General features: G+C 41.8%; 23 protein-coding genes. 1 reads left to right on the plus strand and 22 read right to left on the minus strand.

The genetic code is table 11. From position 1 onward, the window contains the following. Positions 1–4: 4 nt before the first annotated feature. The 10 genes from panD to PFZ69_RS00200 form a co-directional block, all read right to left on the minus strand. On the minus strand, positions 5–388 hold the full coding sequence (gene panD / locus PFZ69_RS00155; RefSeq protein WP_270179025.1) for an aspartate 1-decarboxylase: 384 nt from the start codon (positions 386–388) through the stop codon (positions 5–7). A 5-nt stretch (positions 389–393) separates the two neighbouring features. Further along, positions 394–1,257, minus strand: a complete 864-nt coding sequence (panC, locus tag PFZ69_RS00160) for a pantoate--beta-alanine ligase (protein ID WP_270179026.1) — start codon at positions 1,255–1,257, stop codon at positions 394–396. After that, the gene (gene panB, locus PFZ69_RS00165) at positions 1,254–2,093 is read right to left on the minus strand and encodes a 3-methyl-2-oxobutanoate hydroxymethyltransferase (RefSeq protein ID WP_270179027.1); all 840 of its coding nucleotides are present in this window, start codon (positions 2,091–2,093) and stop codon (positions 1,254–1,256) included. Before panB ends, panC begins: the two co-directional genes overlap by 4 nt. A 283-nt stretch (positions 2,094–2,376) precedes the next feature. Next, the gene (locus PFZ69_RS00170; protein WP_270179028.1) at positions 2,377–3,354 is read right to left on the minus strand and encodes a biotin--[acetyl-CoA-carboxylase] ligase; all 978 of its coding nucleotides are present in this window, start codon (positions 3,352–3,354) and stop codon (positions 2,377–2,379) included. Beyond that, positions 3,339–4,526 (minus strand): CCA tRNA nucleotidyltransferase, encoded by a 1,188-nt coding sequence (locus PFZ69_RS00175; protein ID WP_270179029.1) that lies wholly within the window; start codon positions 4,524–4,526, stop codon positions 3,339–3,341. The genes PFZ69_RS00170 and PFZ69_RS00175 overlap by 16 nt, the downstream gene beginning before the upstream one ends. Beyond that, on the minus strand, positions 4,523–5,659 hold the full coding sequence (bshA, locus tag PFZ69_RS00180) for an N-acetyl-alpha-D-glucosaminyl L-malate synthase BshA (protein ID WP_270179030.1): 1,137 nt from the start codon (positions 5,657–5,659) through the stop codon (positions 4,523–4,525). The genes PFZ69_RS00175 and bshA overlap by 4 nt, the downstream gene beginning before the upstream one ends. Positions 5,660–5,669: 10 nt before the next feature. Continuing rightward, complete coding sequence (gene bshB1, locus PFZ69_RS00185) at positions 5,670–6,377, minus strand: bacillithiol biosynthesis deacetylase BshB1 (RefSeq protein ID WP_270179031.1); 708 nt, start codon at positions 6,375–6,377, stop codon at positions 5,670–5,672. Beyond that, the gene (gene mgsA / locus PFZ69_RS00190; protein ID WP_270179032.1) at positions 6,355–6,768 is read right to left on the minus strand and encodes a methylglyoxal synthase; all 414 of its coding nucleotides are present in this window, start codon (positions 6,766–6,768) and stop codon (positions 6,355–6,357) included. The genes bshB1 and mgsA overlap by 23 nt, the downstream gene beginning before the upstream one ends. An 11-nt stretch (positions 6,769–6,779) precedes the next feature. Beyond that, positions 6,780–7,580: a 4-hydroxy-tetrahydrodipicolinate reductase gene (gene dapB, locus PFZ69_RS00195; RefSeq protein WP_270179033.1), complete on the minus strand. Its 801-nt coding sequence runs from the start codon at positions 7,578–7,580 to the stop codon at positions 6,780–6,782. Between the two features lies 1 nt (position 7,581). Beyond that, positions 7,582–7,923 carry a nucleotide pyrophosphohydrolase gene (locus PFZ69_RS00200; RefSeq protein ID WP_270179034.1) on the minus strand — a complete coding sequence of 114 codons (342 nt, stop codon included), beginning with the start codon at positions 7,921–7,923 and terminating at the stop codon, positions 7,582–7,584. A gap of 173 nt (positions 7,924–8,096) precedes the next feature. Here PFZ69_RS00200 and PFZ69_RS00205 point away from each other — a divergent pair, with 173 nt between their 5' ends. Further along, on the plus strand, positions 8,097–8,966 hold the full coding sequence (locus PFZ69_RS00205) for a YitT family protein (RefSeq protein WP_270179035.1): 870 nt from the start codon (positions 8,097–8,099) through the stop codon (positions 8,964–8,966). A gap of 235 nt (positions 8,967–9,201) precedes the next feature. Here PFZ69_RS00205 and PFZ69_RS00210 read toward each other — a convergent pair whose 3' ends face one another. The 12 genes from PFZ69_RS00210 to aroA all read right to left on the minus strand — a co-directional run bounded on the left by PFZ69_RS00210 (position 9,202) and on the right by aroA (position 19,328). After that, positions 9,202–9,879 (minus strand): zinc metallopeptidase, encoded by a 678-nt coding sequence (locus PFZ69_RS00210; protein ID WP_270179036.1) that lies wholly within the window; start codon positions 9,877–9,879, stop codon positions 9,202–9,204. A 96-nt stretch (positions 9,880–9,975) separates the two neighbouring features. Next, complete coding sequence (locus PFZ69_RS00215) at positions 9,976–10,749, minus strand: sporulation protein YpjB (protein ID WP_270179037.1); 774 nt, start codon at positions 10,747–10,749, stop codon at positions 9,976–9,978. A gap of 62 nt (positions 10,750–10,811) precedes the next feature. Then, positions 10,812–11,408 carry a DUF1405 domain-containing protein gene (locus PFZ69_RS00220; RefSeq protein WP_442865064.1) on the minus strand — a complete coding sequence of 199 codons (597 nt, stop codon included), beginning with the start codon at positions 11,406–11,408 and terminating at the stop codon, positions 10,812–10,814. Positions 11,409–11,467: 59 nt separating this feature from the next. Beyond that, positions 11,468–12,235, minus strand: a complete 768-nt coding sequence (locus PFZ69_RS00225) for a menaquinol-cytochrome c reductase cytochrome b/c subunit (RefSeq protein WP_270179038.1) — start codon at positions 12,233–12,235, stop codon at positions 11,468–11,470. Between the two features lie 57 nt (positions 12,236–12,292). After that, entirely contained in the window at positions 12,293–12,964 is a 672-nt protein-coding gene (gene qcrB / locus PFZ69_RS00230) for a menaquinol-cytochrome c reductase cytochrome b subunit (RefSeq protein WP_194221909.1), read from the minus strand. A 12-nt stretch (positions 12,965–12,976) separates the two neighbouring features. Then, positions 12,977–13,474, minus strand: a complete 498-nt coding sequence (locus tag PFZ69_RS00235) for a QcrA and Rieske domain-containing protein (RefSeq protein WP_270179039.1) — start codon at positions 13,472–13,474, stop codon at positions 12,977–12,979. 131 nt (positions 13,475–13,605) lie between these two features. Then, positions 13,606–14,076: a YpiF family protein gene (locus tag PFZ69_RS00240; protein ID WP_270179040.1), complete on the minus strand. Its 471-nt coding sequence runs from the start codon at positions 14,074–14,076 to the stop codon at positions 13,606–13,608. Continuing rightward, the gene (locus tag PFZ69_RS00245; protein ID WP_270179041.1) at positions 14,073–14,897 is read right to left on the minus strand and encodes a GNAT family N-acetyltransferase; all 825 of its coding nucleotides are present in this window, start codon (positions 14,895–14,897) and stop codon (positions 14,073–14,075) included. The genes PFZ69_RS00240 and PFZ69_RS00245 overlap by 4 nt, the downstream gene beginning before the upstream one ends. A 71-nt stretch (positions 14,898–14,968) precedes the next feature. Beyond that, the gene (locus PFZ69_RS00250; protein WP_270179042.1) at positions 14,969–15,505 is read right to left on the minus strand and encodes a ReoY family proteolytic degradation factor; all 537 of its coding nucleotides are present in this window, start codon (positions 15,503–15,505) and stop codon (positions 14,969–14,971) included. A gap of 71 nt (positions 15,506–15,576) precedes the next feature. Beyond that, positions 15,577–16,851: a tetratricopeptide repeat protein gene (locus PFZ69_RS00255; RefSeq protein ID WP_270179043.1), complete on the minus strand. Its 1,275-nt coding sequence runs from the start codon at positions 16,849–16,851 to the stop codon at positions 15,577–15,579. Further along, positions 16,791–17,783 carry a hypothetical protein gene (locus PFZ69_RS00260; RefSeq protein WP_270179044.1) on the minus strand — a complete coding sequence of 331 codons (993 nt, stop codon included), beginning with the start codon at positions 17,781–17,783 and terminating at the stop codon, positions 16,791–16,793. Before PFZ69_RS00260 ends, PFZ69_RS00255 begins: the two co-directional genes overlap by 61 nt. A gap of 258 nt (positions 17,784–18,041) precedes the next feature. Next, positions 18,042–19,328 carry a 3-phosphoshikimate 1-carboxyvinyltransferase gene (gene aroA, locus PFZ69_RS00265; protein WP_270179045.1) on the minus strand — a complete coding sequence of 429 codons (1,287 nt, stop codon included), beginning with the start codon at positions 19,326–19,328 and terminating at the stop codon, positions 18,042–18,044. Between the last annotated feature and the right edge of the window lie 11 nt (positions 19,329–19,339).

The raw sequence follows: 19,339 nt of genomic DNA on the forward strand, positions 1-19,339 counted from the left end.
TTACCTATAGGATGGTTGAAGCAGGTTCCGCACCGATCATATCTACGATTTCATTTCGATCGTTCATGATCGCTACACGAGGTGTGAACTGTTTAGCTTCTTCTTCACTCATCATCGCATAGGCAACGATAATGATAACATCACCAGGTTGCACGAGTCGTGCTGCCGCTCCATTAAGGCATACGACGCCAGAACCTCTTTCCCCTGGGATAATATACGTTTCGAGCCTTGCACCATTGTTATTATTTACAATTTGAACCTTTTCATTCGGGTACATCCCCACAGCATCGATGATATCCTCATCGATCGTTATACTCCCAACATAATTTAGGTTGGCTTCCGTTACGCGGGCTCTGTGGATCTTGCCCTTCATCATCGTCAAAAACATGCTGATTACACTCCTATCGGGATTTCACTTCTAGTTACGATCACATTATCGATCAGTCTTGCTGCAGAAAACTGAACAGCTACAGCTACGATGATATCTTCATCGATCGCTTCGATCGGCTTTAAACCTGGATAAGAAAGCACTTCTACATAATCGATCTCTCCAACGGTCTGTTGAAGCATCTCCTCAACTAATCGTTTGATTTTACTTGCACTAGTTTCACCACTCCTGATCGCTTCTTTCGCTCTTACTAAACTATTTGAGAGCTCGGATGCATCTGTTCGCTCTGATGGTGTTAAATAGACGTTCCGTGAACTTTTTGCAAGACCATCCACTTCTCTTACGATGGGACAAGGGACGATTTCAACAGGTACATTGAAGTCTTCCACTAATCCTTTGATAACAGCGACTTGCTGTGCATCTTTTAATCCAAAATAAGCACGATCTGGTAAAACGATTTGGAATAACTTTAGTACGACTGTTGCTACACCATCAAAATGTCCTGGTCTTGATTCACCGCAGAGAGTATCAACTCGTTTATTCACAGTTAACGTTGTCGTCCGGTCCTCAGGGTACATCTCACGAACATGCGGATAAAATAATATGTCCACGCCAGCTTCTCTTGCTAGCTCTTCATCTCGTTTAATGTCCCTTGGATACCTGTCGAAGTCTTCGTTTGGTCCAAATTGAAGTGGATTAACAAATACGCTCATCACGACGATGTCATCCTCTTCTCTAGCTCTTTTAACTAAACTCGTGTGACCTTCATGAAGAAACCCCATCGTAGGGACAAACCCGATCGTATTGCCCCGCTTCATTTGTTTTTTCGCTTCTAGTTGCATGTCTTTTATTGAGGATATGATCTTCACGACTTCTCACCTCCATACATCGCAGCGAGCTGTTCTTCCTTCATGTTAAATGAGTGCTTTTGTTCTGGAAATGATTGCTTTTTAACATCATCTATATAGGACGTAATCGAATGCGATACGGTCTCACCTATCTCGGCGTACTGTTTCACAAACTTAGGCACGTGCCCACTTCCGTAACCGACTAAATCATGGTATACGAGCACTTGACCGTCTGCTTGGACACCTGCTCCTATTCCTATCACCGGAATCGTAAGCTCTGTCTTCACGATTTCCGTTAATTGCTGTGGTACGCATTCAAGGACGAGTGCAAATGCACCAGCACGTTCGATCGCCTTTGCATCATCGAGCAGCTTGGCTGCTTCCTCGCTTCCTCGCGCTTGCACTTTATAACCACCTAATACGCCAACAGATTGCGGCGTTAGTCCAAGATGACCCATTACCGGTACACCTGCCGTGGTTAGTTTCTCGATATGCGTGATAACATCTCCTGCGCCTTCGAGCTTTACGGCATGCGCTCCTGCTTCTTGCATCAATCTTCCTGCATGAGCTAACGTTTCACTAGGCGAACTATGGTACGTGAGAAACGGTAAATCGCTTACAATAAACGTATGACGGGCGCCTCTATTAACGGCCTTTGTATGGAGAACCATATCATCCATCGTTACAGGAACAGTAGAATCATAGCCAAGGACGACCATACCAACGGAGTCTCCTACTAATAAAAGGTCGATTCCAGCTTCCTCTGCAAGTTTTGCTGAAGGATAATCATACGCAGTTAACATGGCGATTGGGTCATTGTTTTGCTTCATCTTTTTGAAATCACTCGTTGTTTTCAATTCTTTCTCCTCCTTTTCTAGAGGAAACTAAAACCGTACAAAAAAACTCCTGGAAGAGGTTAACGGTTGACAGGGGTACCCTAATCGGCCTGAGAATGCACACAGGCATACCGCAACACTCCAACATCCAGGAGGTTACATATCGGTTTCATCCCTCTGTCCCAGTCCGCTACGGATCAAGGCAGAATATTTTTTGTTCACTCATAAAACGGTGCGGTTCTTAAAGAAGATACCGCCCTTACACCTGTAGTATAGCAGATTATCTTACGTTTGTGGAAAGGAATCAGCAGATTTCAATATCAGCTGAATAGATGTGGTGCGTCTTGCCGTCACTCGATTCTAACAACAAAACGCCTTCTTCTGTAATCCCTTTCGCTAATCCTTCGATAACGCCGTTTAACGTTCTTGCTTTGATTTTTCTTCCAAGACTGATCGCATAGCTTTCCCATAAAAGCTTGATCATACGGAAGCCATTTTCCATATACTCGGTATAAAGTACTTCAAGTTCATTCAAAATCGCTGCGAGTAGTGCTGCACGATTAACATCTTCTCCGCTTTCGATTTTCAACGAAGTTGCTGTTGTCAAATCTGTTGGAAAATCTGTTTCATCTGCATTTACATTGATTCCCATTCCAATGATCACCGACTTGATTTGATCCGCTTCTGCCTGGAGTTCTGTTAGAATGCCAACGATTTTCTTGCCATTTATCAATATATCGTTCGGCCACTTTATTTCAGCTTCCAAGCCGGTTTGTTTCTTGATTGCTTGTACAACACTGACCGCAGCGATCAAAGTAAATTGAGGTGCGCGCTGAGGCGGTAACTTCGGTCGCAAGATGATGCTTGTCCAAATGCCACTGCCTTTTGGGGAATGCCATGATCTTCCTAATCTTCCTTTGCCTTTTGTTTGCTCGTCAGCAACGACGATCGCTCCATCTTGTATCCCGCTATGTGCTAAGTTATGGGCAATAAACTGCGTCGTTTCAACAGAAGAATAGGCATGGATCTCTCTACCGATAAAGTCGGTAGAGAGTTTCAGGCTGATTTCTTCCTTAGAGAGAGAATTAGGACGCGTTACGATACGATATCCTTTCTTTTGAACAGCTTCAACTTCATACCCATTCTTTCTTAGTTCAGCAACATGTTTCCATATCGCCGTTCGTGAAACGTTTAACGAATCACTGATCATCTGTCCTGATACATATGTGTCGGTATGGTCTTCAAGCATTTGCAACAATCGCTGTCTTATTGAGTCTGCCAATATTCAAGCCACCTTTTAATGCTAGTTTTCTCATTCTTAATTTCTTCTTTAAGTACCCCTTGCTCAATTCGTTCAAGGGTTTCTCCTACCCATGGACCTGGTTTTTGTCCGGTCCATAATAAAAGATCTTCGCCTGTTACCGCTAGCTCATTAGAAGAAGTGATAGGAAGATCTAATGCGATCTGATCGATGTTTTCATATGTAGGAACACGATTTTGCACACAAGCTAAGACACGTTCACTTTCTTTCTCGTATGGAATGGCAAAATATACGGTCTCGCGATTCCATCCTTCGATCTTCACTTTCTCTATGGTACTAAGAATTTTATTAACCTTCTTTAGAACGTCGTTCGAGTGCCGCCACCCTTTCAAAAACGTAGTTGGATCATCATGATCATTTGCAAGCCATGCGAGTCTTTCTTCTTTAGACTCTAAAATACTTACATCCATTCCTTTTTCTAAGTACGCTTTCCGATCTGCCAATCCCGGCAAAAAAGCGTATACTCCGGTATCTACGATTAATTTTAGGGCTTTGACGACTGCAGGTCCCGCGAGAAGCTTGTTGAATTCTACTGTCATTCTTTCGACCGCGATATGTGATAACAAAGGAGCACTCTTCTTAATAGCCTCTAAGGTTTCTTCTTCAAAGCGAAATGAGAACACGCTCAAGAATCGTAATGCTCTTAACATTCTCAAAGGATCTTCTGAAAACCGCTCATCTGGATCACCTACTGTACGAATCACTCCGCGTTTTAAGTCTTCTCTTCCACCGAACGGATCCACAACTTCACCATTTTCTCCGATCGCCATACTGTTCATCGTGAAGTCTCTTCTCGCGAGGTCTTCATCAATACGATTCAAAAAAGTGATTTCGGAAGGATGGCGGAAATCATTGTAGTTATCCTCTGATCGGAACGTTGTTACTTCAAAGGGTTCACCTTCAAAGATGACCGTTACCGTTCCATGTTGAACGCCAGTTGGAATGACTTTTTCAAAAAGCTTCATCACCTCATTTGGATGAGCAGAAGAAGCGAGATCGAAATCTGAAACAGGCAATCCTAATATAAGGTCTCGGACTGCTCCTCCTACGATATATGCGTCATGTCCTGCGTTCTTCAATGTCCTCATCACTTTAAGAGACTTCTTAGCAGTCTCACCCTCGAATTGGATCAAACTAGCTCCTCCTGAATGGTTTTATAGTAAAGCGATTCGTATTGCTCTAAGATTAACTCCGATGCAAATTTTCTTTGAACGGCTTTAAGAGACGCTTCACTAAACTTTTGATGTAGTTCACGATCTGATAGTAGTCGGAGAGCATAGGATGCGATTTCGTCTATATTCCCTACCTCAGCAATGTATCCATTTACTTCATGATCAATGACTTCAGGGATTCCCCCTATGTTTGTTCCGATCGCAGGAACTCCACAAGCCATCGCTTCTAAAGCAACTAAGCCGAAGCTTTCTTTCTCAGAGAGGAGTAACTTTAAATCACTGATCGACAGGATTTCAGCAACGTTTTCCTGCTTCCCAAGAAATTTCACTTTATCATTCAATCCAAGTTCACTTACTAGGCGACAGGCAACTTGTATTTCAGGACCATCGCCTATCAGCAGAAGTTTAGCTGGTAACTGCTTTTGAACCCGATCGAAAACTTTTATGACGTCTGGTACTCGCTTCACACCTCTAAAGTTCGAAATGTGAACGATAACTTTCTCTTCCTCTTTAATACCATACCCTTTTCGTAAATCTTCACGTCGCTTAGGATAGTAAACTCTTTCATCAACAAAGTTATAAACGGTTTCAATCGGTTTACTTGTCTCGAGCAGTTCTTGCGTTTGTCTAACTAGATCATCAGAAACCGCCGTAACACTATCCGATTTCTCGATTCCAAAGCGAATTAGCTGTGTAAGAGAAGGATCGTAGCCAAGCACTGTTATGTCTGTTCCGTGAAGAGTTGTGACGATCTTGACATCGCCTCCCACCATTTCTTTCGCAAGAAACGCACATACCGCATGTGGAACAGCATAATGAACGTGGAGGAGGTCCAGGTTCTCACGTTGGATGACTTCTGCCATTTTACTTGCTAATGTCAGGTCATAAGGTGGGTAACGGAATACGGCGTATTGATTAACTTCTACCTCATGAAAGAATATGTTTGGATGAAATGTATCGAGCCTAAACGGGACGCTGCTCGTAATAAAATGTACCTCGTGCCCCTTTTCAGCTAGCATTTTTCCGAGCTCAGTCGCGATTACTCCCGAACCACCAACCGTCGGATAACATGTGATGCCGATTTTTAACTTCATTCTCTTTCTCCTATTCTAACGGTATCTCTTTCATACTGAGCATGTTCTTTGAAATAAATCCTTCTGCGTAATCAACACCTGACTCTTTTCCATAAAGGTATTCACGGTGAATGACTTTTTGAACATACCCGTTTGTTAATGGTGTTGCTACACTATCTTCCCCTAGTACAAATTGACTTTCATAAGCTTCTAACGCTTTTTTCTTCGCATCAATCTGTTCGGAAACATCAATTGTGAACTGCGGTTTATGAAAACCATTTATAAAATAATAGTAAATGCGCTTTACTTTGTGTGCACTCCCAAGCTCAGGTTTGTACTTCCGTATCCCCGCTGAAAAGACGGCTTCTTCGACCAGTGTTGCCGCATGCCCATGGTCAGGATGACGATCATCAAAGTATGGGATAAAAACCGCAGATGGCTTAACCGCTCGGATAAGATCAACGCACTTTTCCAAAGAACCTTCGTTAACACTAAGTCCCCGGTCAGGTAGACCGAGGTTATAGCGATTTGAAACTTTAAGAATGTCTGCTGCTGCTTTAGCTTCTACCTTTCTTTGCGATACTGTGCCATTCGATGATAGTTCTGCTTCAGTTAAATCACAAATACCAGTTCGCTTACCTTCCAGAGCAAGCTTCTTTAATGTACCAGCCATACCGATTTCTACATCATCTGCATGTGCTCCAAATGCTAATACATCAAGTTTCTGTGTTTCTTCCATGTACAATTTCTCTCCAATCTAGTTCTCCTCGACCCAATGCGTGTACAAGGATTTCAGCGCTTCCCATGTTTGTTGCGAGCGGGATGTTATACACATCACACAATCTGATCAAAGCTGTAACATCTGGCTCGTGAGGCTGCGCTGTCAATGGATCACGGAAGAAGATGATGGCATCCATCGCGTTGTCAGCAATCATCGCACCGATTTGTTGATCGCCACCTAAAGGACCAGACTGAAAGCGATGAATCGTCAACCCTGTTTCATCGATAATGCGTTTTCCGGTCGTTCCAGTTGCATAAAGCGTGTGAGGCTCTAATATTTGTTTATATGCTAAAGCAAATCGAACGAGGTCATCTTTCTTTTTATCGTGAGCAATCAAGGCGATATTCATGACACCATCCCCTATTCCATTATATTCTCAAGTCCATAAACCAACTGATCGATCTTTAAGACGGTTTCAACGGCAAGCTGAACGCCAGGCATAAACGAACCTCTGTGCATTGAATCATGACGAATCTTTAGAGTTTGTCCCTCTCCGCCAAATAGCACTTCCTGATGAGCCACAAGACCTGGCAGCCTTACGCTATGAATTCTCATACCTTCGTAATCGGCACCTCTAGCCCCTTGGAGTTCTTCGCTTTCATCTTCATGCCCCTGAACTTTAGGTTCACGAACCTCAGAAATCATCTTCGCAGTTTTAACTGCTGTTCCGGATGGCGCATCGAGCTTTCGATCATGATGTTGCTCAATAATCTCAACATCAGGAAAATATTTTGCTGCCATCGAAGCAAACTTCATCATTAATACTGCACCGATCGCAAAGTTAGGAGCGATGATCGCGCCGATCCCTTTCTGCTCTGCTAACTCCGATAGTCTTTCAACATCTTCGTTCGAAAATCCGGTCGTACCTACTACAGGTCTTACATTATGTTGAAACGCGATCTCCATATGCTTTTTTCCGTACTCTGGCGTCGTTAAATCGATTAACACATCACACTCAACCTCAGATAGACACACGTCAAGATCGGTGTATACCGGGGAGTCTAACGACGGAAGATCCGGAATGTCTTTAACAGTCTCTCCAGATTGTCTTGAATCCACTACAGCTGATAACGAAAAGTGGTCTGTACGAGCCACAAGCTTAACTGCTTCGCTCCCCATCTTTCCTCTTGGTCCTGCAATAACGATCTTTACCGTATCCATATTATGATTCACTCTCCTCTTCTTTCTTCGTCCAACGGTCTTTATCTCTTGTATTAAACTTTGTCATCACTCGATCGAACGCTTCATCTAAATCGATATCAAGTGAATTTGCAAAGCATGTTAACACAAACAGAAGGTCACCCATTTCTTCTTCCATCGACCTTTGTGTTTCTTCACTTTTCTTTGGCTTCTCACCATAATAATGGTTAACTTCTCTAGCAAGCTCACCTAGTTCTTCCGTCATTCTTGCTAACATCGAAAGGGGGCTGAAATACCCTTCCTTGAATTGACCTATGTATTGATCCACTTCTTCTTGCATATCTTTAATCGTCTTTTCAGACACGAGTGCTCCCACCTTTCTCATCTGCTACTATGTTAGCTAAAAGACATGTGTTTGACAAATATTTAACCATCGCACCGCTCTGTAGAAAGTATACCAAAATCAAATTGCTGTTCGCTCAATATTTGATTATAATGAATGCTGTTGGCTGTATAGGACGGAAAGGATGTATGCATATGGAAGGAATTCGCATGAAGAATGTGATCTTCATTTTATTAGGTTCTGCAATTTTTGCTTTTGGACTCGTTCATTTTAATATGGAGAACAACTTAGCTGAAGGTGGTTTTACAGGTATAACCCTTCTACTCTATTTTCTCTTTGATATCGATCCAGCCATTTCAAACCTAGTATTAAACATACCGTTATTCTTTATTGGATGGCGTTTACTTGGCAGGAAATCATTTATCTATACTTTACTAGGAACTGTAGCGCTCTCGGTATTTTTATGGATATTTCAACGTTATTCAGCTCTTTCGATTCCTTTAAGAGACGACATGACGCTCGCTGCACTTTTCGCAGGTGTATTTATCGGTTTAGGTTTAGGTATTATCTTTAGATATGGAGGGACAACTGGGGGCGTAGACATCATCGCAAGACTTGGTTTTAAATATGCGGGCTGGAGCATGGGCAGGACGATGTTCGTATTTGATTTTTGTGTGATCGCGATTTCCCTCGTCTACTTAAACTACAAAGAAGCAATGTATACACTCGTCGCAGTATTTATAGCAGCACGTGTGATCGACTTTATCCAACAAGGCGCTTATTCCGCAAAAGCTGCCATGATCATATCGGAAAATAACAAAGAGATTGCTGATACCATCATGAAAGAGATGGATCGCGGCGCTACCGTCTTAAACGGAAAAGGAAGTTTTTCGGGGCTGCAGAAAGAAGTGCTCTATTGCGTAGTAGCAAGAAACGAACTTTCTAGACTGAAGAGCATCATTCGCCAGGTCGACCCGCACGCTTTCGTTGCTGTTAATGATGTGCACGATGTGCTTGGTGAAGGATTTACATTAGACGAAAACAAAAATCCAATTGAAGATTAATTGAAATAAACCTCGCATAAAGGGCGGGGTTTTTGTAATTCGAAACAGTCTTAAAGACTCGAATATGGTAGTGATTTTGAGTGTAACGGATTGAATACCTCTTCCTTTGTCCAACTCCAACGGACGTTCGTCCACACGAAATCAAGTAGGATTCAGACTCCTATGACAAATCGAACAAATTAATCAGATTTCTTTATAAATTAAAAACCTCGCCAACAATGGCGAGGTTTATTTATTAATCTTCGTTCATGCCGAGAAAGATGAACACGAAGCGTACAAGTTCAAGTAGTGCAACGACAGCAGCTGCTACATACGTGAGGGCTGCGGCATTCAATACTTTCTTCGTTTCACGTTCTTCGTCATTTCGGATGACTCCTGATGAAACAACTTGTTCCATCGCACGACTAGAAGCGTTAAACTCAACCGGCAGCGTGACTAATTGGAATAGAACGGCAGCACTCATGAAGATGATACCAAGCAAGATAAAGTTTGATGAAGACATCAAAATACCTGCTAGGATAACGAAATAACTGAAGTTAGAACCTAGGTTAGCTACAGGCACCAATGAATGTCTGAAGCGTAATGGAGCATAATCCTCTTGGTCCTGAATAGCGTGTCCTACTTCGTGAGCTGCAATTGCTGCTCCAGCTACAGAATGTCCGTGGAAATTACCAGATGACAATCTTACCGTTTTAGATCGCGGGTCATAATGATCTGATAAATGACCGCGAACTTCTTCTACTCCTACAGAGTATAAACCATTTTCATCAAGAATTTTTCGAGCAACTTCAGCACCCGTCATTCCAGATGAGTTAGGAACTTTTGAATATTTTTTGTATGCGCTCTTCACACGACTCTGAGCCCAAAGTGGGATGATTAGAAGAAGAGCAAAATAAATTAGAATACTAGCCATTTCCATTCCTCCATAGTAGTATATCTCTATCTATCTTAACGTCAATTTTAGTCAAATAACTAGTAAAAGTCAATCATTTTACTGTCATACCAAGGTTTAATCTTTCTCAAATTGTTTATATTTCTTCACATCCGTCTTTTCTCCACGGTACTTTCGGTAAAGAACGTATAGCAACGTGACCGTTATTATCCCACCTATAGAAATTATCATCCACACGATCGATGACTCGTTTTTCTCAACATGACCTTCATAGACTTCTTTGAAGTCTGACTTCATCGTTTCAAGCTGTTTAGACAGGTCTTTTTTATGAGAAGATCCGTAATTTTCAAAGAATGCAATGTGTGAATCGAGTCTTTGCTGCATTTCTGTCGAGAGATCGATGCCAAGTGCTGGTCGAATCACGCTATAAGATCCTAAAAACTGCTGGAGATCTCTTTCATAAACCTTATAATCCCTATGCGCTACGGCTGCTTTCATTTCATCGATCAAGCCGAGCATCTTATCGTCCGTTTGACGCCAAATAGGCTGTTCTTCTGTAACAAGTGCATCTACAGCGAGACGAAATTCTGTAAGTGCCTTCATCCGTTGTTCCGTTTCCTGATCGGTGGCTGTGACTGAATGGAGAGCTCTATTGTGAGTGTTCAAGACAATGCGCATCTCAGTGATCGTCATTTCTGTATTCTCTTCGCCTGGAAACACTTCTTCAAACTTCTCGAGCATTGCTTTTGCCCTTTCAAACTCTTCTTGCTTACCAAACTCTAGAACTTTCGATGCGAAATCATCCCATGCTTGTCTCGTATCCGATTCAGCTGCAAAAGCGTTAATAGGAAGAATGAAAAGCAATAAAAGCAGGAGTAATCCTCTAACCATACCTGTCCCTCCTTCATCCTAATTCAATGTATGATAAAAGGGACAAGAGTAGACCATTAACTCTAGCGAAGATCTAACTTGAATCGTGAATTCCGAATCGTTAACAAGTAAACAAGGAGAATAGAAGCTAACGATAGCCAAAACGTAAAATAACCGATTTGAGATGTGTATTCATGAAGCATCGAATACCTAGGCATCTGCCCAAACACGTAATCGATCACATCATTATGTAGCGTCCAAATCGCAACGACAATCAAATGCCAGCTTTTTATTCTATAGAAAGGAGAGTAAAGCAGCCCTTCGACCGCCATCCCAAAATGGGAGATGATCAGCATGATTGCAATCGGAGATAGAACGCCCGTCACTTGCATCACCATCACGTTCATAACGACGGCCCATATTCCATATTTGAAAAGCGTTACAGCAGCTAACGCCTCAAGTAAAGGCCAATTTTTGCCGAGTAAAAATGCGATCAATACAAAACAAAAAAACAAGCTAGCTGTTGGACTATCCGGTACAAATAACAAGAAGATAGGTTCAGTATCTTCAAGCTGCCAGCCATACCAGTAATACCCGTAAGCTGTGCCTAATACATTGATGATCAACATGCTCCAAAGGAACGGTTTCGACCTAAGTATATAGAAAAGTTCGTATATCATCTGACTTCTCCTCTAAATGATTGAAAAAAAGCTGACCGTTACAGTCAGCTTTTTTCTAATTATTTATTCGCTTCAACAGTTTCAACGATAAAGGTAGCTAATTTATCAAGCTCTTCATCAGAACCTTTAAATGCGTTAGCTGGCATTCCGCCAATTCCATTTACAGCGATGTCTTTAATTTGTTCTTCTTTCAAACCGGTCTCAAGAAGTGATGGACCTGAGCCACCTTGTAAGCTGTCACCGTGACATCCGATACAGCTTTGAGAAGAATAAATCTGATAACCTTCTGACTCTTTGTCTACAGTTGCCTCAACAATTTCACCTTGCTTAGCTTGTTTTTCCCAGTCATGAGTAACAACAGATTCCCAAGTTAAGTAAACAGTCGAGATAAGACCAAGCAACATAAGAGCAGTGGCTACAGGACGCTTCGCAGGGCGTCTCTCAGGACCACGGTCTAGCCAAGGCGCTAACAATAGAGCACCGAAAGCAAGACCTGGCATGATGATCGTACCTACAAGCGTATAATCTCCTGCCGCATATTTATACTTCAAGAGCTGATACAAGAATAAGAAATACCAGTCTGGAAGTGGTGTATAAGTTGCATCCGTTGGATCCGCTACACGTTCGAGCGGAGACGGATGAGCAATCGTTAGTGCTAGGTAACCGATAAGGAATACAGCACCAACCATCCATTCTTTTAATAGAAAGTTCGGCCAAAACGCTTCTGTTTTGCCGGGGTACTCTGAATAATCTTTTGGAATGTTAGGCTTTCTCTGCGCAGGGATACGCGAGTCGCCCACAAACTTCATTCCTTTTCCGCGATGCATCTGTCCCCCTCCTTCGTAAAAAAATTATATGGTATTTACAAGTCGATCAGCCGTATCTTACAACGGTCCAGAAATACCCTGCTTTCGAATCATGATAAAGTGGGCACCAAGCAATCCAAGCAGCGCTGCTGGAAGGAAGAACACATGAATCGCAAAGAAACGAGCAAGTGTTTGAGCCCCGATGATTTCTCCCCCTGCGAGTAGCGTTTTCGCCCACTCACCGACTACTGGGATTGTAACTGCAATTTCCAGACCAACTTTTGTTGCGAAAAGTGCTTTCATATCCCAAGGAAGAAGGTATCCTGTAAATCCTAGACCAAGCATTACGAAGAAAATTAGTACACCGACAACCCAGTTAAGTTCACGAGGCTTCTTATATGAACCTGTAAAGAACACTCGTAGGGTATGTAGAAACATCATAACGATAACTAAACTAGCTCCCCAGTGGTGCATTCCTCGAACAATTTGTCCAAATGCTACTTCGTTCTGAAGGTAGTATACGGACTCCCAGGCGTTCACAATGTCCGGTACATAATACATTGTAAGGAACATCCCAGATAAAATTTGGATTACTGTAATAAAAAACGTTAATCCTCCAAAGCAATAAACAAACGCTGAAAAGTGGTGAGCAGGGTTAACGTGCTCAGGCACTTCGTGATCCGCAATATCGCGCCACATAGGCGTAATATCTAAGCGTTCATCTACCCAATCATAGATCTTGTTTAACATAGATTACGCCCCCTAACGTGGTTCAGGTTTTCCGAGGTAAAGTTTTCCATCTTCGACTTTCTTGTTGTAAACATCAAGTGGTGCAAGAGGCGGTGTGCCCGGAACGTTCACGCCGTCTTTCGTGTAACGACCTGCATGGCATGGGCAGAAAAACTGATCAGGATATGCAGGATTTGAAGCCCAGTCAACAGTACATCCAAGGTGTTTACATACAGGTGAAAGAGCGACTATTTCATCTTTTTCATCTTTGTAAACCCAAGCGGATTGCGTTACTTCTGATTCGTACCAACCATCAACCTGGTCGATCTTGAATTCTTTACGTACTGGCTCACTTGTAATCTCACTTGTTTCCATAACAGGAACGAAGTCCTGCGTCGATTTTTCCTTTAACAATGGGTCGATCGCAAATCGAACCATCGGCATAAGCATTCCAGCTGCCATAAAACCACCTACACCAGTCAGGCTGTAGTTTAGAAATTGGCGTCTTGTTACTTCCTTCTTCTTCGCCATTGGTTTCCCCCCTATCCTATGAAGTCAGTCCAGCCGGACGTATAATACACACATATAACTAGGACATTCCTATGATAGCGTAGTCACTCTTACGCTGTCAATATTCTGATTAGTCTTTAGCTTGCCTCAAATCAGCCTTTTATACTACTTTGCCACTTATTTGTTACAAATTGTAGTACTTGTTTGATTTGTGCTGAAACCGTTTCAACTTTATACTGCTCATCCATGTGTTCGAGTGGGATCGCAGGCATCCATAATAACCCGCTTGAGAGCTGATTTTCTGACTGCTTCCAATCAACGTCAGAAGTAAGGGTAATGATATGCTTCATCCCACCCTCCATCAGTTCAGCTTCTACTTGTTTCAGTCTAGCAGTACGAGATGCCTCATCTTCTGTCTGGAGGTACGTGAATGCAGGAACAAGCAAAAGGCGCCCTTTCAACTGCCTTTCGAGCTCATTTGCGATAATAGAAATATACTCTCCCATCGAAACGGTGCTCTTTACGTTTGATGTAAGAGAAATTGGGATCAAAGGTATAACAGCAGTATCCACGTATTCTTTTTCTTTTACATAAACCCCTATATCCGATTCAGTCCATTTCATGTTCTCGTCTCCCTTCCTTGTCCAATTAAATGCCAAAATGTTTTTTCGAATGTTTTGTTTAAAAGATGATCATGTTCTAAAGGTAAGTCGATCCAGATTCTTCGATCTTCCTCACTCGCAATATTATTCACGATCGTCCACATTGCTTTGCTATTAAGAAGCGTAGGGTTAAATAGCTTCAAGTGAAGATATGAATCACCTTTTTCTTCCCTTGAGAGAAAAAAGTCCCCAGCTTCACTACTATACAACTCTATTTTCTCAATGTATACATCACTTAAAACTGGAATGTAGGGAAGTGGATAGTAAATTTCATATGGAAAGAAAGAAAAACGACTGTCTTGAAAACTGTTAGAGAGTGCACTTCTTTTAGTAATAGGGTTTTGAAATTTATTGAAGCTTATTGAATCGACCTTTCCTCTGATCACTCCCGCTCTTATACGCGCTGAAACAACAGTCGAAGTCAACATCATATTCAGTTTCTTTGAGAGCTGATTAGCAGGGAGATTGCTTTTCTCCGTTGCATAGCCGATCCATTTGATCGATGAAGATGAATAAGCACTTTCCATAAGCGTTTTCATAAGCGAGGATGCGATTCCCCTCCCTCTGAAATCAACATCTGTACGTAACCTGCCGAGAATGCCAATCTCATTCTCAAATGTTGTCAGCCCTGCTATCCCTACTAAACGGTCGTCTTCAAAGTATCCTACCAATGAGTCGTTTTCTACAAGTCTTGGAAAAATGCGAACGATATAATCATCTTGTATATTCGTCTTCATTCCCTTTAGTTGACCATAATCTGAATATGTTAAGTATCTGATCACCTTTGAACCTCCACATTTTCACCATGTAAACCTTTTAAAAGTATAAAAAAACCCTTGAAAAGTTTCAAGGGTTAAAGGTTATTCAACTGTTTGCTTAAATACTGAAAACGATCCATGTCTTTTTGATCAAGAGCATCGTCTATCTCTTTTAAAATCGACTCACGCTTAAATCGTGTAAACGATTCGTCCAGTACCATCTCAGCAAGGAAGGAATACTTCTTATCTGCTGCCATATTTTCCGGCAGAAAAGGATTTTCTTCTAGCACTGCTACATAGTGTGGAGACACATTCTTACTTTTGAAGTTAAGCTGAATATAAATAGGCTCGTCCTGATTCAACCTAATATCGTGAAACGACTTCTCAGGATCCGTTGTGATGATATTGTGCTTGTAAAATCTGAAAGGAGCGTTTTCCACACAGTGCGTAGAAATAACGAGAGCCTTCGGGCAAAATTCTGCGTTCTCTACAAAATGAACATTTCCCATAAGCACTTCGTCGCTGATTAGATAATTCAAAAGCCAGACACATTCACGCTTCTTCACCTGATAATTTTTCAGGAACCATTTAAGAAAGTCCTTTTTTTCAACGACTGAAACGGAGCTGCTCATAGCGATTCCTCCCTGAGATTTTCCTAAATTAAGAATTCGTCATTGAAGAAGAATATCCTTCCAATCCAGGATTAATCCTCTTCAATTCTTTCTTCCTCGAATCGCATGATGTCTTCTTCGAGGTGAGTCAATGTAGGATCCTGTTTCAATGCATGTTTAAATAACTCGATCGCTTCTTTTCTACGGCCTTCTTCAATTAAGAATAATCCATATTCTTCAAGGAACAACGGATCGTTTTTGAAATAAGTATATGCATTTTCATAACGATTTATTGCCTCTTTATATTTCTCTTCGTGTTGAAGAGCTGTTGCTGCTGACCAATCTAGATAAGGATCGCTTTGTTCTCCTTCTTCAATATTTTGAAGAAGATCGAGGATGTCGTCATAACGCTCTTCTGTTCTAAAGAAAGTCGCAAGTGTTTTAGCCGCTTCGATATGTGAAGGATTGATCGCAAGAAGCTCTCTCAAATATCTCTCTCCACTTTCTTCGTCATGCGATTTAAAACTTAGTCGGCTTGCTTGAAGATAAAGTTCTTCATTAAACTCATCGACCTTAATGCCTTGCGCTAATGTTTCGATAGCCTCAGTAACGGCACCTTCTTCTTCATACGCTTTAGCTAGATATGGATAGAGTGTACTATACTGTGGATCCAAATCTTTAAGCTCTTTGAATGCATGGATGGCTTTTTTATACTCATTAATTTGAATAGCGGTAAATCCATAACCGAACAATGCATTGATCTCCCGTGCGTTTTCAAGACCTTTTTCGTAATACGTTAGTGCTTCTTCGAACTGTCCACTTCCACTGAGAGCTTCAGCAAGTCTAAGTTCTATATTTTCGTTGGCAAGCTCACTCTTCGTATTGATGACTGCTTCATAATAAGGAACCGCCTTTAGGTGATGACCTTGAGTTAAATAGAATTCACCTAGACCAAAGTCGATGATCGGTTCATCAGGAGATATACGCTTCGCTTCTAGTAGCTTTTGTTCTGCTACTTCTTCAAGACCTTCCGTTTGATAGAGGTCTGCTAATAGCAGTAATGCTGGCGGATAGGCAGCGTCATTTTCATCTATTTTACTGAGTGCAGCGATCGCTTCTTGTTCTTGTTCAAGCTCAACATAGCACTCTGCTGCTTGTACAAGTAGCTCACCTTCATTTGGATAATGCATCAAAAGTTCTTCAACAACATCTCGAGCATCTTCTATTAGTCCAAGGTTGTAATAAATGTTAGATAAGTCGTACAACCCTTCATGATCCGCTGTTTCACGAACTTTCGTTAATTCTTTTAATCCTTCTTCGAAATTACCTGCCTCAATGAGGGAGATAGCTTGTTTAAGACGCTCCACGACCCAAAACTCCTTCTTACTCTACTTATTTTATTTCCATGACTTGCGGTGAAGAATCCCGGTTTTCTTATGTCCAACCGCTCTCCAAATCCTCGCTTCAAGTGTAACTTCTTTTCCACTTTAAGGATTTCACCACGTAGTCCAATAATAGCTGGCTCTTCTCCATGATAATCAAGAATTTGCTCTTCATCAACTCGAGTGCTTTCATGATTAGAATAAAGGTTATAATCAAAGTGCGACCCTTGGGTCAATGACCCTTTTAATGGGAAGAGACCTGTACGCATTAAAAAGGAAGTCGATACGTGATGAGGTTCAATGATATCATACTCATATGGTTCGATTCCCTTATCACTAAGAAGGTCGTAACACACCTTTTTCTCTCGCATGCGTTTTGACTCAGGAATTTCTGACAAAAACGCGAAATCAACCATCATTGCTGCACGATATGGAAAATTAGCTTGATGAATCCATTCGAACACGAAGTTATTCCAAGATGATTCATGCTCAAATTCGATTATGATAAAAGGTAAGCGGTAACGACCGCACTTTCTCATCACCTCTGGCGTAACTCGTTCTGCAGCCATTCGTATTCCTAGTACATAATCGATAGGGGAGTCTTCAAAAGCGCGTAGGGCACTCTGCAATTCTTCTTCTAAGGTTCTTTCTGAAGCGATCGGTACACACGACATAATCGTCGTAATCCCCTGATAAACGTATCGTTCTATTTGAGTTAGAATCTCATCTTTTGAAAAGTGATACATCTCTTCATCAAAACCTACTTTTCCTGGCTCCATCCTATATCCATTCAATGAACAGCAAATCCCTTTTTCTAGTCTGCCGGTATTCGTCTTAAATGTTATTTTCTCTCCAGCAACGATTTTATACTCATCACGCATGCCATCAATGGAAACCTTACTGTATAGCTGCTTCAAAAGGAATCCTCCCCTGCCATTCTTATAATGACAGGCTATGTGGCACACGTCTTGAATATGATAACCCACTCAATAAAAAAATTCCCTGCGCAGAAAGCGTTTGATAGCGCTTTCAAAACACAGGGACAAAGTTAAATATGGATAGGAGTGGAGAGAAACCATTACTATCCTTAGTATAACAGGAATTTCTATTAAATCAACAGATAATTTAGAAAAATTAGTAATATTTTTAAAAGTCATTAATAAAAGAGTAAATTCCTAAGAATTTACTCTCAATTGTTTCATGTGGTCAAAGAATCCTGGGTAAGATACTTTGATCGCTTCTGGCTTCTCTAAAGTGAGCTCACTTTCAGTGATACAACCTGCAACAGCTAACATCATACCGATCCGATGGTCGCCTAGGCTTGAGAGAGTAGCGCCTTTTAATCGATCTGTACCTTCAATGATCATTCCATCCTCAGTTCCTTTTATTGCAGCTCCTAACGCACTCAGTGCATCCACAACAGCATCGATGCGGTTCGTTTCTTTAACTTTAAGCTCTTCTGCGTCTTTGATAACGGTTTTCCCCTTCGCTTTTGTAGCTAACAGAGCAATAATAGGGATTTCATCGATCAGACGCGGGATCATTTCGCCTTCGATCGTAATTCCAGTAAGGTCACTCGTTTTGATCGTTAAATCAGCCACTTCTTCTTGGTTGATTACTCTTCTATTCTGAATCGTTAAATCTGCACCCATCTGCTCTAGTACGTCTATGATTCCAGAACGAGTATGATTGATTCCAACATTTAAAAGGGTTACCGTACTGTGCGGGACGATTGCTCCGGCCACAAGGAAGAAGGCAGCAGAGGAAATGTCACCAGGCACTTCTACATCGGTTGCCTTAAGCTCCTGTCCTCCTTCAACGCCTACTGTTAATCCATCTCTGTTCACTTTCACACCAAAGCTTTCGAGCATATTTTCAGTATGATTTCTCGAACGGTGCGTTTCAGTGACAGAAGTTGTTCCTTTAGCTTGAAGACCTGCTAGTAGGATCGCAGATTTCACCTGCGCACTGGCAACAGGGGAGGAATAGTTCATTCCTATTAATTGACCACCACGAATCGAGATCGGCGCATATGTACCATCATCTCGACCATCGATCGTTGCTCCCATCTCCTTCAACGGGATGGAAACTCTATTCATCGGTCGCTTCGCTATCGAGTCATCTCCTGCAAGGACTGAATAAAACGGTCTTCCTGCGAGAACCCCCATCATCAATCGGAACGTTGTCCCTGAGTTTCCAACATTCAATAGTTCATTTGGTTCTTGTAACGCTTCGATTCCCCTACCATGCACGACAACGGATGTGCCCTCATGTTCAATAGAAACACCCATTTGTTCAAAACAAGAGATTGTGCTCAAACAGTCCTCTCCAGGTAAAAAGTTTGATATTCGACTCGTACCCTTTGCCATCGCCCCGAACATGACCGCTCGATGTGAAATCGATTTATCTCCTGGAATCGTAATACTTCCTTGTAAACGTGTAGCTTTCATGATGGTTTCCATATCGTTCTGCA

The sequence above is a fragment of the Alkalihalobacillus sp. CinArs1 genome (genome assembly GCF_947387515.1).
In the GTDB taxonomy this organism is placed as follows: Bacteria; Bacillota; Bacilli; order Bacillales; family Guptibacillaceae; genus Guptibacillus.

Excerpts from the sequence above, each read along its gene's own strand:
- panD (WP_270179025.1), bottom strand. The coding sequence starts at position 388 with ATGTTTTTGACGATGATGAAGGGCAAGATCCACAGAGCCCGCGTAACG.
- bshA (WP_270179030.1), bottom strand. The coding sequence starts at position 5,659 with ATGAAGTTAAAAATCGGCATCACATGTTATCCGACGGTTGGTGGTTCG.
- bshB1 (WP_270179031.1), bottom strand. The coding sequence starts at position 6,377 with ATGGAAGAAACACAGAAACTTGATGTATTAGCATTTGGAGCACATGCA.
- mgsA (WP_270179032.1), bottom strand. The coding sequence starts at position 6,768 with ATGAATATCGCCTTGATTGCTCACGATAAAAAGAAAGATGACCTCGTT.
- dapB (WP_270179033.1), bottom strand. The coding sequence starts at position 7,580 with ATGGATACGGTAAAGATCGTTATTGCAGGACCAAGAGGAAAGATGGGG.
- PFZ69_RS00205 (WP_270179035.1), top strand. The coding sequence starts at position 8,097 with ATGGAAGGAATTCGCATGAAGAATGTGATCTTCATTTTATTAGGTTCT.
- PFZ69_RS00210 (WP_270179036.1), bottom strand. The coding sequence starts at position 9,879 with ATGGCTAGTATTCTAATTTATTTTGCTCTTCTTCTAATCATCCCACTT.
- PFZ69_RS00215 (WP_270179037.1), bottom strand. The coding sequence starts at position 10,749 with ATGGTTAGAGGATTACTCCTGCTTTTATTGCTTTTCATTCTTCCTATT.
- PFZ69_RS00220 (WP_442865064.1), bottom strand. The coding sequence starts at position 11,408 with ATGATATACGAACTTTTCTATATACTTAGGTCGAAACCGTTCCTTTGG.
- PFZ69_RS00225 (WP_270179038.1), bottom strand. The coding sequence starts at position 12,235 with ATGCATCGCGGAAAAGGAATGAAGTTTGTGGGCGACTCGCGTATCCCT.
- qcrB (WP_194221909.1), bottom strand. The coding sequence starts at position 12,964 with ATGTTAAACAAGATCTATGATTGGGTAGATGAACGCTTAGATATTACG.
- PFZ69_RS00235 (WP_270179039.1), bottom strand. The coding sequence starts at position 13,474 with ATGGCGAAGAAGAAGGAAGTAACAAGACGCCAATTTCTAAACTACAGC.
- PFZ69_RS00240 (WP_270179040.1), bottom strand. The coding sequence starts at position 14,076 with ATGAAATGGACTGAATCGGATATAGGGGTTTATGTAAAAGAAAAAGAA.
- PFZ69_RS00250 (WP_270179042.1), bottom strand. The coding sequence starts at position 15,505 with ATGAGCAGCTCCGTTTCAGTCGTTGAAAAAAAGGACTTTCTTAAATGG.
- aroA (WP_270179045.1), bottom strand. The coding sequence starts at position 19,328 with ATGGAAACCATCATGAAAGCTACACGTTTACAAGGAAGTATTACGATT.